The sequence below is a fragment of the Ancylobacter dichloromethanicus genome, from assembly GCF_018390645.1.
Lineage (GTDB): Bacteria > Pseudomonadota > Alphaproteobacteria > Rhizobiales > Xanthobacteraceae > Ancylobacter > Ancylobacter dichloromethanicus.
On sequence record NZ_JAHBGC010000011.1, the window covers coordinates 1 to 14,297 of the forward strand.

Genomic DNA, 14,297 nt, shown 5'->3' on the forward strand with positions numbered 1-14,297 from the left:
TTGAGAGGATTTGTCCCTAGTACGAGAGGACCGGGATGAACGTACCTCTGGTGGAGCTGTTGTGGCGCCAGCCGCAGTGCAGCGTAGCTATGTACGGTCGGGATAACCGCTGAAAGCATCTAAGCGGGAAACCCACCTCAAAACGAGTATTCCCTTGAGAACCGTGGAAGACGACCACGTTGATAGGCCGGGTGTGTAAGTGTGGCAACATATTGAGCTTACCGGTACTAATCGTTCGATTGGCTTGATCGTTCTCATCCTCGATGGTCATCCATCAGGGATCAAAGCAATCCAAAGACCAGGGCCGACCAGGCCCGATCCATAACGGATCCTTGCTTCGCAAAATGCTGTGCTTCGCCGGCCTGGTGGCCATTGCGAGGAGCCCCAACCCGATCCCATCCCGAACTCGGCCGTTAAACTCCTCAGCGCCGATGGTACTATGTCTCAAGACCTGGGAGAGTAGGTCGCTGCCAGGCCTGCAAAGCACAGCACAAAGCTTCTTCACATCCTCAGCAAAAAGCCCGTCCGTGAGAAATCACCGACGGGCTTTTATGCGTCAACACCGTGCCGGGCGGGAGGCCCGCTGAACACCTCGCGGCGCCCTCCCGCCGTCGGGCACTCCCGCGTTCGGTCCCTGCCCCGGAATGCTGCGGCAGGCGATCGAGGCCATGGCGGGCGGTCGGGCAGACGCGGCCTCACCGGCAGGGCGCCCCGAAAAGCGTCAATGTGGCGCCTGACCGCCGTCCTCTTAGGCGAACGTCGCGTCGGTACAAGCGCCGTGACGGATCGGGCATGAGCGGCGGCGCCCATCTGGATCCGTCCGCTGGCCATCGCGCGGCGTCCCCCGATCTGACGCGAAAGCTTGCGCGGGCTCGGATTGACCCCGCCGCGGATCCGTCGAGCGCCTCCCTATTGGGCGCGCCTATAATCTGATCACAGCGGTCGACTTGTTGCTCCTTGATGCAGGCGAATGTTCGGGCGGGTCCCGGTGCCGAGCGCTTCCATGTCCGGTGCGCGAGTCTCCCGCGGGCCGCCCGCCGGGGTGCGGCGTCAAGTCAAGCGACTTTAATCATTGGGGAATGCAGCCCTGTGTGCCGGTCATCCGGCTTTCCGCCTGCCGCGCCTCCATCTGGCATGGAGATTGCGGAGCCTCGTCACCCGCCCGGGCCTCTCCAGCAGCCCGGCGCGGCCAAGGCAGCCCGGCCACGCGGTCTCCGGTCCGCAATGTCTGAGGAGGAACCATGAAGCTTCCGGTCAGCGCCAGCGAGAGTTTCGTCGAGTTCGCCGGCGTGCAGAAGACCTACGATGGCGAGGTTCTGGTGGTGAAGGATCTCAGCCTGCGCATCCGCCGCGGCGAGTTCCTTACTCTGCTCGGCCCGTCGGGTTCGGGCAAGACGACGACGCTGATGATGCTGGCCGGATTCGAGACGCCGACCTCGGGCGACATCATGCTCGACGGCGCCCGCATCGACGCGCTGCCGCCGGAGAAGCGCAATATCGGCATGGTGTTCCAGAACTACGCGCTGTTTCCCCACATGAGCGTGGCGCAGAATGTCGGCTACCCGCTTAAGGTGCGGGGGCGGCCAAAGGCGGAGATCGCCGAGCGCGTCGCCCGGGCGCTCGACATGGTGCATCTCGGCGATTTTGCCGCCCGCATGCCGGGCCAGCTTTCCGGCGGCCAGCAGCAGCGTGTCGCGCTGGCCCGTGCGCTGGTGTTCGAACCGAAGCTGGTGCTGATGGACGAGCCGCTCGGCGCGCTCGACAAGCAGTTGCGCGAGCACATGCAGATGGAGATCCGCCACCTCCATGAGCGGCTCGGGATCACCGTGGTCTATGTCACCCACGACCAGAGCGAGGCGCTGACGATGTCGGACCGCGTCGCGGTGTTCAACGCCGGCGTCATCCAGCAGGTCGCTCCGCCTTCCGAGCTCTATGAAAGCCCGGCGAACTCCTTCGTGGCCCAGTTCATCGGCGAGAACAACCGGTTGCCCGGGCGCGTCGAGGCGGCGAACGGCACCCTTTGCACGGTGGTGCTGGCCAATGGCGACATCGTCGCGGCCACCCTCACCGAGGCGACGCGGGTGGGGCGCGACTGCCTGCTCTCCATCCGCCCCGAGCGGGTCAAGATCGCCCCGCCGGGCGGTCCGTTCGACAACCACTTCGAGGCGCAGATCGCCGAGACGATCTATCTCGGCGATCATGTGCGCGTGCGCTGCGTCCTCGACAGCGGCGCCGAAGTGGTGGTGAAGGTCGGCAATGCCGACGACCGGCCGGTTCTCGTCGTCGGCTCGCGGATACCGCTGGGCTGGCGCGCACAGGATTGCCGCGCCCTCGACGCCGCCTGACTGCCCCTCCCGTAAATCCACCCAAGGGAATGACCCATGCAGATGAAGTCGCTGACCATGACGCTTTCCGCACTCGCCCTTTCGGCGAGTTGCGGGGCCGCCTCCGCGGCGGACAGCCTCACCATCACCTCGTGGGGTGGGGCCTATCAGACCAGCCAGGACGAAGCCTATTTCAAGCCCTACACGGCCAAGACCGGCGCCAAGATCACCCAGGAAGAATATAATGGCGAGGCGGCGCGCATCCGCGCCATGGTCGAATCCGGCAACACCACCTGGGATGCCGTCGATGTCGACGCTGCCACCGCGCAGCAGGGCTGCGACGAGGGGTTCCTCACTCCGATCGACTATTCCAAGTTCGGCGGCGAGGAAGCCTTCGTGAAGGGCTCCACCTTCGAGTGCGGCATTCCGACCATCATCTATTCGACCATCTACGCCTATGACGCGGACAAGATAAAGGACGGTCCGACCACGATCGGCGACCTGTTCGACACCAAGAAGTGGCCGGGCAAGCGCTCGCTGCAGAAGACGCCCTTCGGCAATCTCGAATTCGCGCTGATGGCCGACGGCGTGCCCGCCGACAAGGTCTATGAAACGCTGAAGACCAAGGAGGGTGTCGACCGCGCCTTCAAGAAGCTCGACACCATCAAGAGCGACATCGTGTGGTGGGAAGCCGGCGCGCAGCCGCCGCAGCTGCTTGCCTCCGGCGAAGTGGTGATGGCCACCGCCTGGAACGGGCGCATCTTCAACGCCAACAAGGTCGACAAGAAGAACTTCAAGATCGTCTGGGACGGCCAGCTGCTCGACTACGATCTGTGGGCGGTTCCCAAGGGGGTTAAGGATCTCGACGCCGTCTACAAGTTCATCGAGTTCGCCTCCAGCCCCGAGGCGCAGGCGGAGCAGACCAAGTACATCTCCTACGGCCCCGCGCTGCTGGCGGCCACGCCGCACATCTCGCCGGACATCCTGAAAGACCTGCCGACGGCGCCGGAAAACGCGAAGACCGCGCTGGCCAACGACCCGGTGTTCTGGGGCGACAACAAGGAAGAGCTGCTGAAGCGCTTCAATACCTGGATCGCCCAGTGAGCCGCGGCGCTTCTCGCGCCGGTCTTGCCGCCTGAAGGCCCACCCGCCCCGCGCAGGGGCGGGCGGGAACAAGCGGCCGGGGCTCTCGGTGTCCCGGCCGGCAACCGATCGGGCCGCCGTCCTCCGGGCGGACGGCTCGACACCAGCCGAGGGGGATATCGACATGGCCGTGGCAACCCTGGAGGGGGATGCCGGACCCGACGTGGACCGCACATCGCTCAAGACCAAGCTCAGGCGCGCCGAGCGTGTCAATCGCGCCCGCTCCTTCTCGCTCGTCGCCCCGCTGCTGCTGTTCGTGCTGGCGGTGTTTGCCCTGCCGATCGGCCTGATGCTGCTGCGATCGGTGGAGAACACCGAGGTGCGCGACAGCCTGCCGAAGACGATGGCGGCGCTGGGTGAGTGGGATGGCAAGGCGACGCCCGGCGAGGGCGTGTTCGCCGCCTTTGCGGAAGACCTGGTGCAGACCCAGAAGGATCGCACCACCGCGCTGGTCGGCAAGCGCATCAATTACGAGGTGCCGGGCGCCCGCTCGCGCTTCCTCAAGGCCGGGCGGCTGATCGATGCCGGCGGCGGCGGGCCCTGGAAGGAAAAGCTCATCGCCGCCGATGCCGAATGGGGCGCGGTGGAATTCTGGGCCATCATGAAGCGCGCCGGCAACACGCTCACCCCCTATTACCTGCTCACCTCGCTCGATCTGCGGCAGGATGCCAGCGGCGCCGTGGTCAGGAACTTTGCCGACTATTCGATTTTCGTCGACATCTTCATCCGCACCATCTGGATCAGCCTGCTGGTCACCCTGGCGACGCTGGTGCTGGGCTATCCGGTGGCGCACCTTCTCGCCATCCTGCCGCCGCGCCACGCCAATGTGCTGATGATCCTGGTGCTGCTGCCCTTCACCACCTCGATCCTGGTGCGGACCACGGCGTGGATCGTGCTGCTGCAGAGCAATGGCGTGATCAACGACATTCTGCTGGCGCTCCACCTGACCACAGAGCGGGTGCAACTGATCTTCAACCGCTTCGGCACCGTGCTGTCGATGACCCACATCCAGCTTCCCTTCACCATCCTGCCGATCTATTCGGTGATGAAGTCGATCCCCGCCTCGCATCTGCGGGCGGCGCGCTCGCTGGGCGCCGGGCCGCTCACCGCCTTCGTCACGGTGTACATGCCGCAGACCCTGCCGGGCGTCGGCGCGGGGTGCCTGCTGACCTTCATCCTGTCGTTAGGTTATTACATCACCCCGGCGCTGGTCGGCGGACCGCAGGACCAGATGGTCAGCTATTTCGTCGCGCTCTACACCAATCGCGAAATGAACTGGGGGCAGGCCTCGGCGCTCGGCGGCATTTTGCTGCTGATCACGCTGGTGCTCTATGCCGTGTTCAATCGCCTCGTCGGGATCGACAAGGTCAAGCTGGGCTGATCGACATGCTGGCACCCTCCTATGCGACGCCGCGCGAGAAACTGACCTATTTCTTCTTCGCGCTGTTCTGCACGCTCGTGTTCCTGTTTCTGATCGGGCCGATACTGGTGATCATGCCGCTCTCCTTTTCGAGCGAGCCGTGGTTTACCTATCCGCTGCCGGGCCTCAGCCTGCGCTGGTATGTGGATTTCTTCACCGACGAGCGCTGGCGCATCGCGTTGCAGAACAGCGCCATCGTCGCGGTGTTCTCGACCCTGATCGCGACTGGCCTCGGCACGCTGGCCGCGCTCGGCCTGTCGCGCGGCAATGTGCCGTTCGCCGGGTTGATCCTGTCGATCCTGATCTCGCCGATGATCGTGCCGGTGGTGATCGTGGCGGTGGCGATGTTCTTCGGCTTCGCGGCGGTGGGGCTGAACAACACCTATCTCGGGCTCATCCTCGCCCATGCCATTCTCGGCACGCCCTTCGTCGTCATCACCGTGACGGCGACGCTGACCGGGTTCGACCGCTCGCTGACCCGGGCGGCGACCTCGCTCGGCGCCTCGCCCTGGACCGCGTTCCGCACCGTGACGCTGCCGCTGATCGCGCCCGGCGTCACCTCCGGCGCGCTGTTCGCCTTCGTCACCTCCTGGGACGAGGTGGTGGTGGCGCTGTTCCTCTCCAGCCCGGAGCAGCGAACCCTGCCGCGGCAGATGTTCTCGGGGATACGCGAGCAGATATCGCCGACCATCACCGCCGCCGCGACACTCCTGGTCATCTTCGCCGCGCTGCTGATGCTGACGCTGGAACTGCTGCGGCGGCGCTCGGAACGCCTGCGCGGCGCGACCGCCTGACCGCGATGCGTCTGACCTTGGACCACCGGTTCAGCGACCGGCGCCCTCGCGCAGCCGGTCCCATTTCAGTCGCGCCTTCACCGCCAGCGGCCAGCCGGCATGGAAGGGGATGGGACTGATGCGTGTGAGCGGCAGGTCGAGCGTCTCCGGCCCGCCACCGGCGGCGCGGCGCGCCAGCATGCGGCCGGTGATGGTGGCCATGGCGACGCCGCGGCCATTATAGCCGAGCCCGACCAGCAGGCCCGGCTCCGGCTCGTGCAGATGCGGCAGGTGATCCCAGGTGACGGCGACCTGGCCGTTCCAGCGATGGGTCCACTCCACCGCCTTCAGCACCGGGAACAGCCGGGTGGCGTGGGCGACCAGCGTCCGGAAGTCGTCCGGTGCGCTGGCCGGCCGCAGCACGCTGCGCCCGCCCATGACGAAGCGGCCGGCCTCGTCGAGGCGGTAATAGGCATAGGACGCCGACATTTCGTAGAGCACGACGCCGTTCGGCATGATCGGCGCCGCGAGTTCGGGCGGCAGCGGCTCGGTGGCGGTGATCGAGGAGAAGACCGGGATCACGCTGCGCCGCAGGCCGGGCCACAGATCGTCGCTATAGCCATTGGTGGCGAGGATCACCCGCTGCGCGCTCACCCGGCCCTTGGGGGTCGACAGTTCCCAGCCCTGGGCATTGCGCGCGAGCCCGGTCGCCGGCGTGTCGGTGAACAGCCGGGCGCCGGCCTTCACCGCCGCCCGCGCGAGGCCCCGACAATAGGCGAGCGGGTTCACCTGGCCGCCGCGCCGGTCATGGGCGCCGAGAAGATAGGCGCCGGTGCCGGTGAGGCGGGCCATCTCCTTGCCCTCGGCGATCACCACATCGGCGCCCCGCGCCGCCCATTGGCGCTGGAATGCGCTCACGCCCTCGGTCGAGCGCTCGGACACGGCGGCGCGCAGGGTGCCGCCGCGCTTCGCCGAGCAGTCGATGCGATGGCGGGCGACGAGGTCGAACACCAATGCGGGCGCGTCGTGGCCGAGCCGCACCATGCGCCCGCCGAGATCGGGCCCGAAGGCATGCTCCAGTTCCTCCGGCTCCCATTTCAGGCCGGGATTGACCTGCCCGCCATTGCGGCCGGAGGCGCCCCAGCCGATCTCGCTGGCCTCGATGACGACCGTGTCGATGCCGGCCTCGGCCAGATGCAGCGCAGCCGACAGGCCGGTGAAGCCGGCGCCGACGATGGCAACCTGCGCGGCAATGTCGTGGTCGGGCGGCCCGGTCTCCGGGGCCGGGGGCGCCGTGTCCCGGTAGAGCGAGCGCGGCATGGGGCGGCGGGCGATGGTCTGGACCACGAGGGGGCTCCGCTGGGAGGGCTGGACGGATCAGAGACCCGCCATCGGGCGCGGGCGCGAGCCGTCGAAGAAGCGCGACAGGCGGTAGGGATGTGGATCGGCGATCGGCTTGGCGGCGGTGATGAGATCGGCGACCAGATGGCCGGCACCGGGACCGATGCCGAAGCCGTGGCCGGAGAATCCGGTGGCGACGACAAGGCCCGAAACGCTCTCGACGGCGGAGATCACCGGCACCGCGTCCGGCGTGGCGTCGATGAAGCCGGCCCAGCTCTGCACGATCCGCGCCTGCGCGAAGGCGGGGAAGCGCCGCTGCAGCGCCGCGAAGGCCTGCGCGAGATAGCGGTTGTCCGGGGCGGGATCGAGCACCCTTACCTCTTCATAGACCGAGGGCCGGTCGAACGGACGCCGCGCGGCCTCCCGCCATTCGGCGGCGAAGCGCGGGCCGAGGCGCAGGCGCAGCGAGGCGAATTCCATCCGCAGGGCGGGGAGGAAATCGAGAGCGAAGCGAAAGCTGTCGGGCACGATCGGCACCACGTTCACATGGCCATTGGCGATGGTGTAGCCGCCATCCTCCCGGCGCCGGAAGGCGAAATCATGGTCCCACAAGGCCGGCTCCGGGCCATTTTCCACCGGCGAGGTGCGCAGCACGCTGGCCCGCACCTTCAACTGCGGCAGGTCGATGCCGACATCGCGCAGGATTCGCCGGGTCCACGCCCCGCCGGCGACCACGACGTTGCCCGTGGCGATGCGCCCGCACTCGGTGACGGCGGCGATCACCCTTCCGCCGCCGGTCTCGATGCCGCGCACCGCGCAATCGGCGAGGATCACCGCGCCGCGCCGGCGCGCTGCCTCGGCGATCGCCGGCGCCGCCTTCTGCGGCTCGGCGCGCCCATCGGAGGCGCACCAGAGCGCCGCAGGCGGTGGCGTCGCATCGCCGGGCATATGCTGCGCGAGCTGGGCGCCGGCGAGCATCTCGGCATGGATGCCGGCGCCGGCGGCGTCTCTCACCCACTCCGCGAAGGAGGCCTCCTTCGACGCGTCATTGGCGGCGAACAGGATGCCGGTGGTGGCAAAGCCGGTGGAGGCGCCTATGTGGGCATCCATGCCGCGCCAGAGCGCCAGCGCCTCGCGGATCAGCTCGAATTCGCGCGGGTCGCGCTTGGCCTGCCGGCACCAGCCCCAGTTGCGGCTCGATTGCTCGCCGGCAATGTGGCCCTTCTCGCAGAGAACGACCTTGAGGCCGCGTTCGGCGAGATACAGCGCGCTGGTGGTGCCGATGATGCCGCCGCCGACGATCACCACATCGGCCGCCGGCGGGCAGGTGGGATCGGAAGAGACGGGAACGACCTGGGGTCCCATGAGGGCCTACTCGAAACAGGAAAGGGTCTCCGGCCGTTATGCACGCGGCCGTGGCGCCGGGACCAGCAAAAGCGGTGCCATCGGTGCCCGGCCTTGGTCGGGGCCTCCGATTCCCTGGCCTTCCGCCGCGCTCCCGGCGCCAAGAAGGCCAGCGCCGAACATGTGGCCATGGATGCGCAGCGCGCCCGGGATCGTCGGCAATTGCCGCGCTTCTGCGCGCCAGCTTCATGTTTTCGACGGCCCCGGACCGGTCGCGAAAAGGCGACGTCCGACCAGCAGGCGTGGCTACGCTCAAAGCATTGCGGCGTAAGGGCGTTGGATAATTCACGCTCGCGTCAGGCAAGGTGGAGAAAAGGCATTATGACACCTCCGTCGACGCTGCGTAAGCGCTTCAGAGCATCGCGCGTATCCATACCAGGATACTAGTATATGACGGAATTGAGTCTAATTTGACTGAGTGTTGCTGATTTGCACTACGCGAAGCCGGCAGAATCAGTACATTGGCGTCAATCTATTCTTGCTGGGGACAATGACATGAAGAACGTTCTGCTAGGTGCCGTCCTGATGAGCACGGCCCTGCCGGCCGTGGCCGTCGCAGCCGACATGCCTTATCCGACCAAGGCCGAAGTGGTTGTCGTGGAGCCGGTATTCAGCTGGACCGGCTTCTATATCGGCGCCAATGTCGGCTTTGGCGGCAATGAGTTCGAATACCCGTTCTCGGTCAATGCGGGCGGCCTGCCGCTGGCGAACGGCTCGGCGTCGATCGATTCGAGCGGCTTCTTCGGCGGTGGCCAGATCGGCTACAACTACCAGTTCGCCAACAATGTGGTCCTCGGCGTCGAGGCCGACTTCGAGTGGTCGGGCATCGATGGCAAGGTCGATGCCGGTCTGAACATTCCGCTGCTTCCGGCGGCCTTCTCGGCCTCCGCCGGTTCCGAAGTCGAGTGGTTCGGCACCATCCGCGCCCGTCTCGGCTACGCCTTCGATCACCTGCTGGTCTACGGCACCGGTGGCGCGGCCTATGGCAAGGTGAAGTCGAGCATCAGCGTCGGGGGCCCGGGCTTCCTGCTGAATGAATCGGCGGACGACACCAATTGGGGCTGGACCGCCGGCGCCGGTTTCGAATACGCCATCAACAACAACTGGACGCTCAAGACCGAGTATCTCTACGTCGATCTCGGCAGCGTATCGGCCTTCAACGGCCTGCTGGCGCCGGGCGTGTTCGGCAACCTCGACACCGAGACGACCTTCCACACCGCCAAGGTCGGCCTGAACTACAAGTTCTGACCGCCGCTCCACTCCTCCGGGCGACGATTGAAAGGGCCGCTGACGCGGCCCTTTTTTCGTGACCCGACATCGGCGGCGCGAGGCTTCAGAAGCCCATCGCGGCGCCGTCGCTGCGCGGGTCGCTGGCGCCTTCCAGCCGGCCGTCGGGCTGGCGCACGATGGCGCCGGCATGGCCCATCATGGCGTCGAACGGCGCCACCGTCTCCACCTCGTGCCCGGCTGCCCGCAGGGCGTCGACGAGTTCCGGGGGAAAGCGGTCCTCCAGCTTGAGCGTCACGGTCTCCGCGCCCCAGGTGCGCCCCAGCAGCCAGCGCGGCGCGGTGATCGCCGCCTGAAGCTCCTGCCCGAACAGCCCATAGCGCGAGAACAGTGCCGCCTGCGTCTGCGGCTGGCCCTCGCCGCCCATGGTGCCGTAGACCATGTGGCGCCCGTCCGCGAAGCGCGCCATCGCCGGGTTGAGGGTGTGGAAGGGCTTGCGGCCGGGTGCCAGCACGCGCGGGCCCTTCCCGCGCAGCTGGAAGCTGGAGCCGCGATTCTGCCAGACGATGCCGGTCTGCGGCAGCACCACGCCGGAGCCGAACTCGAAATAGATGCTCTGGATGAAGCTGGTCGCCAGCCCATCGCCGTCGATGGCGCCGAGCCAGACCGTGTCGCCGCCCGAGGGCGCCGCCGGCCAGGCCAGGGCACGCTGGGGGTCGATGCGGGCGGCCAGCCGGTCGAGCGCCGTGTCGGTCAGCCAGTCGCGCGGGTCCCCGGTCATCGCGTCGGGGTCGCCGATCAGGCGGTCGCGCACCAGGAAGGCCTGCTTGGTCGCCTCGACCAGCCCGTGCAGGTGGTCGAAGCTCTCCGCCTCGCGCGCACCGAGCCGGCTGAACAGAGCCAGAATCATCAGCGAGGCGAGCCCCTGCGTCGGCGGGGGGAAATTGGTGAGCCGGATGCCGGGGAGGTCCACCGACAGCGGCGCCACGCGCTGCGCCCGGCAGGCGGAGAGATCGGCGAGCGTGACCGGCGTGCCCGCAGTGGCGAGATCATGCGCAATCTCGCGGGCGAGGGCGCCGCGATAGAAGCTGTCGGTTCCCTCATCGCCGATCCGGTGCAGGGTCTCGCCCAGCGCCGGCAGCGTCATCGACGCGCCGGTGGCCGGGGCCTGCCCCTCGACCAGGAAAGCGTCGGCGAAGCCGGAGACGTCGCCGAGTTCCGGCAGCTTCTGCGCCGTCAGTTCGCTCTGGCTGGCGGTGACGGCGAAGCCGTTGCGGGCGTGCCAGACCGCGTCCTCGACCAGGCGCGACAGCGGCAGCGTGCCACCGCGCTCCACGCTCAACGCCAAAGCCTCGCCCCAGCCGGCAACGGTGCCGGCGGTGGTGTTGGCGGCGAGCGGCCCGCGCTGCGGGATCGCCGCCAGCCCGGCCCGCAGATAGAGTTCCGGCGTGGCCGCCGCCGCTGCCCGGCTGCAGGCGTCGATGGCGACCGGTTCCTCGCCGGGGGCGCCGACGAGCCAGAAGCCGTCGCCGCCGATGGCGGTCATGTGCGGGTAGACCACGGCCAGCGTCGCCGCCATGGCGATGGTCGCTTCCACCGCGTTGCCGCCCTCGCGCAGGACGCGCAGCCCCGCCTCGCTGGCGAGATGGTGCGGGGAAGTCACCATGCCGCGTCGGGCACGAACGGTATTCAGCATGTCGGGGAACTCCGGCTACCAGCCGATCGCCTTCGGCAGCCAGGTGGCCACCGAGGGGAAGGTGAAGACCAGCGCCACGGCACAGAGCTGCAGGGCGATGAAGGGCAGGACACCGCGATAGATCTCGCCGGTGGTCACCTCCGGTGGCGCCACCCCGCGCAGATAGAACAGCGCCCAGCCGAAGGGCGGGGTGAGGAACGAGGTCTGCAGCACGGTGGCGATCAGCGCCGCCGCCCAGACAAGGTCGACATTGGCCGCGTGCAACAGCGGCAGGAACATCGGCACCACGATGTAGCTGATCTCGATCCACTCGATGAAGAAACCGAGCACCAAGATGATCAGCAGCATGAAAATGAGGATGCCATCGGTGCCGCCCGGGACCAGCGCGAAGGCGTCGTGCACCAGCCGCTCGCCGCCGAGGCCGCGGAAAGCGAGGGCGAAGACCTGCGAGCAGATGAGCACGAAGAACATCATCGCGGTGATGCGTGCCGTGGTCTGCACGGTGTCGACCAGCGTCTTCAGCGTGAACCGCCCGGCGAGGGAGGCGACGACGATGGAGCCCAGCGCGCCCATGCTGGCGGCTTCCGTCGGCGCGGCGATGCCGCCGATGATGGAGCCGAGCACGGCGAGCACGAGGCCGATCGGCGGCAGGCCGACCCTCAGCGCCTTCAACCACAATTCCCCGCGTGGCATGGCCTGGCGCTCTTCCAGCGGAATGGCGGGCACTTTTTCCGGCCAGATAACGCCGACAACGAGCATGTAGGCGCAGAAGATGCCGGTCAGCAGCAGGCCCGGCATGAGGGCGGCGGCGAATAGCGTGCCGACAGATTCGCCGAGAATGTCGGCGAGCAGGATGAGGATGGTCGAGGGCGGGATGAGCTGGCCGAGCGTGCCGGAGGCGCAGATGGCGCCGCAGGACAGGCTGCGGTCATAGCCGCGCCGCAGCAGCGTGGGCAGGGTGAGCAGGCCCAGCGTGACGATGGTGGCGCCGACGATGCCGGTGGTGGCACCCATCAGCATGCCGACCAGTACGATGCCCAGCCCCATGCCGCCGCGCAGGCTGCCCGAGAGATGGCCGATCACCTCCATCAGTTCGTCGGCAAGGCGCGACTTCTCCAGCATCACCCCCATGAACACGAAGAGCGGGATGGCGATCAGCGTGTAGTTGGCGGTCACGCCATAGATGCGCGCCGGCAGCAGGGCGAACAGCGTGGTGCCGAAGCCCAGCCAACCGAAGAAGAAGCCGCTGATCGCCAGGGTGAGCGCCACCGGCACGCCGACGAGCAGCATGACGAAGAAGGAGGCGATGCAGGCGATCGCCAGTATTTCATTGAGGGGCATGCGAGGGCACCTGCGCGGGAGGCTGTGCCTGCCCGCCGAGGAAGGGAATGAGGGCGCGCAGCGTCGCGGCGAGGCTCTGGAACAGCAGCAGCAGGAAGCCGGCGGGGATCATCGCCTTGAGAATGAAGCGGTAGGGCAGGCCGCCGGGATCGGGCGAGCCTTCGCCGATGCGGTAGGACTGCATCACGTAGCGCCAGGACAGCACGATCACGATGACCGACAGCACCACCACGCTCAGCGCCGAGAACAGGTCGATTGCCTGCCGCAGGCGCAGGGGAAAGCGGGCATAGAGGATATCCACCCGCACATGGCCTTCATGCTTGATCGTGTAGGCGATGCACAGCAGCGTCAGCGGGCTCATCAGGTGCCATTCCAGCTCCTGCATGCCGACCGAGCCGGTGTTAAAGGCGTAGCGCATCAATACGTTGCCGGCCATGACGAGGACGAGCGCGAGGCCCGTCCACGCCGCGAGCCAGCCGCAGGCCTCGACGACGACGTCGAGGCCGCGGGCGACCTTCTCCAGAGTGCCGCTCATGAGCCCCTGCGGATCTGGGTCTGGTAGACGGCCTCGGAAAGGCCGGCCCACTGGTTGTGCTTGTCCGCGAAGGCGGTGAAGCTGTCATAGACCTTCTTGATCTTCGGATCGGAGTCGGCGAGCTGCTGCAGGGTGGTGGCGGTGACCTCGCGCAGCTTGTCGACCACCGGCGTCGGATACGGCCCGGCGATCACGCCCTGATTCTGCACCAGATCGGCCATCGCCTCGCCATTGGTGGCCTCGCACCAGGTGTGGCTGATGACGTTGCAGGCGGCAGCGGCGGCGCGGACGATCTCCTTCAGGTCGTCGGGAAGCGAGTTCCAGGCGGCCTTGTTGACGATCAGCTCGGTGACGTTGTTGGGCTCGTGCCAGCCGGTGGTGTAATAGTACCTGGCGGCCTTCTGCAGGCCGAGACGGCGGTCCTGGTAGGGGCCGACGAACTCGGCGGCATCGATCACGCCGCGCTCCAGCGCCGGGAAAATCTCGCCGCCGGGCAGCAGCTTCACGTCGACGCCGAGCTGCGCGTAGACCTTTCCGGCGAGGCCGGGGATGCGCATCTTCAGGCCCTTGAAGTCCTCGACCTTCTCGATCGGCTTGCGGAACCAGCCGGACATCTGCACGCCGGTATTGCCGAGCGGCATCGGCACCAGGTTGAAGGGGTCGTACAGCTCCTCCCAGAGCTGGAGCCCGCCGCCATGGTAGATCCAGGCGTTCTGGCCCTGGAAGTTGAGGCCGAAAGGCACGCAGGTGAAGAACTGCGCCGCCGGCACCTTGCCGGCCCAGAAATAGGAGTTGGCAGCGTTCATCTCCACCGTGCCGGCGGAGACGGCGTCGAAGCCTTCCAGCGCCGGGATCAGCTCACCGGCTGCGAAGTGCTGGATATTCAACCGGCCGCTCGACATCTTGCCGACCAGTTCGCAGAAATAGGTCGGGCTGCCCGGGCCGGTGACATAGAAGGGCGCGCCGGGACCATAGGCGTTGGTCATCTTCCAGTTGAAGGTCTCCTGGGCGCGGGCGACGTGCGGCGCGGCGAGGGTGGCGGCGGCGGCGGTGCCGGCAAGGCCGGCCCCCAGAAATCCACGGCGATCCATGT

The 14,297-nt window shown here is 67.4% G+C and carries 11 protein-coding genes and 2 rRNA genes; 7 read left to right on the forward strand and 6 right to left on the reverse strand.

Features of this window, described 5'->3' with window-relative positions; translation table 11 throughout:
* The 6 genes from KHC23_RS05665 to KHC23_RS05690 all read left to right on the forward strand — a co-directional run.
* Positions 1–252: ribosomal RNA gene (locus tag KHC23_RS05665) — 23S ribosomal RNA — on the forward strand; the annotation flags it as partial.
* A gap of 109 nt (positions 253–361) precedes the next feature.
* Positions 362–476, forward strand: a 5S ribosomal RNA gene (rrf, locus tag KHC23_RS05670).
* 765 nt (positions 477–1,241) lie between these two features.
* Positions 1,242–2,345 carry an ABC transporter ATP-binding protein gene (locus KHC23_RS05675; protein ID WP_213370366.1) on the forward strand — a complete coding sequence of 368 codons (1,104 nt, stop codon included), beginning with the start codon at positions 1,242–1,244 and terminating at the stop codon, positions 2,343–2,345.
* Between the two features lie 36 nt (positions 2,346–2,381).
* Positions 2,382–3,428, forward strand: a complete 1,047-nt coding sequence (locus tag KHC23_RS05680; protein ID WP_213370368.1) for an ABC transporter substrate-binding protein — start codon at positions 2,382–2,384, stop codon at positions 3,426–3,428.
* Between the two features lie 163 nt (positions 3,429–3,591).
* Positions 3,592–4,848, forward strand: coding sequence for an ABC transporter permease (locus KHC23_RS05685; protein ID WP_213370370.1), 1,257 nt, complete (start codon positions 3,592–3,594; stop codon positions 4,846–4,848).
* Between the two features lie 5 nt (positions 4,849–4,853).
* A complete protein-coding gene (locus KHC23_RS05690; RefSeq protein WP_213370372.1) occupies positions 4,854–5,681 on the forward strand; it encodes an ABC transporter permease in 828 nt (275 codons plus the stop codon).
* 30 nt (positions 5,682–5,711) lie between these two features.
* Here KHC23_RS05690 and KHC23_RS05695 read toward each other — a convergent pair whose 3' ends face one another.
* Entirely contained in the window at positions 5,712–7,007 is a 1,296-nt protein-coding gene (locus tag KHC23_RS05695; RefSeq protein WP_213370374.1) for an NAD(P)/FAD-dependent oxidoreductase, read from the reverse strand.
* Between the two features lie 30 nt (positions 7,008–7,037).
* Positions 7,038–8,366, reverse strand: coding sequence for an NAD(P)/FAD-dependent oxidoreductase (locus KHC23_RS05700; RefSeq protein ID WP_213370375.1), 1,329 nt, complete (start codon positions 8,364–8,366; stop codon positions 7,038–7,040).
* Positions 8,367–8,900: 534 nt separating this feature from the next.
* On the opposite strand from KHC23_RS05700, the gene KHC23_RS05705 reads away from it, so the two are divergent.
* Positions 8,901–9,653 carry an outer membrane protein gene (locus KHC23_RS05705; RefSeq protein WP_213370377.1) on the forward strand — a complete coding sequence of 251 codons (753 nt, stop codon included), beginning with the start codon at positions 8,901–8,903 and terminating at the stop codon, positions 9,651–9,653.
* Positions 9,654–9,738: 85 nt separating this feature from the next.
* Here KHC23_RS05705 and KHC23_RS05710 read toward each other — a convergent pair whose 3' ends face one another.
* Genes KHC23_RS05710 through KHC23_RS05725 form a run of 4 tightly spaced genes read right to left on the reverse strand, consistent with a single transcriptional unit; the run spans position 9,739 to position 14,295 of the window.
* Positions 9,739–11,328 (reverse strand): gamma-glutamyltransferase family protein, encoded by a 1,590-nt coding sequence (locus KHC23_RS05710; protein WP_213370379.1) that lies wholly within the window; start codon positions 11,326–11,328, stop codon positions 9,739–9,741.
* A 15-nt stretch (positions 11,329–11,343) separates the two neighbouring features.
* Entirely contained in the window at positions 11,344–12,669 is a 1,326-nt protein-coding gene (locus tag KHC23_RS05715; RefSeq protein WP_213370380.1) for a TRAP transporter large permease, read from the reverse strand.
* Positions 12,656–13,204: a TRAP transporter small permease subunit gene (locus KHC23_RS05720; RefSeq protein ID WP_213370382.1), complete on the reverse strand. Its 549-nt coding sequence runs from the start codon at positions 13,202–13,204 to the stop codon at positions 12,656–12,658. Before KHC23_RS05720 ends, KHC23_RS05715 begins: the two co-directional genes overlap by 14 nt.
* Complete coding sequence (locus KHC23_RS05725) at positions 13,201–14,295, reverse strand: TRAP transporter substrate-binding protein (RefSeq protein WP_213370384.1); 1,095 nt, start codon at positions 14,293–14,295, stop codon at positions 13,201–13,203. The genes KHC23_RS05720 and KHC23_RS05725 overlap by 4 nt, the downstream gene beginning before the upstream one ends.
* Between the last annotated feature and the right edge of the window lie 2 nt (positions 14,296–14,297).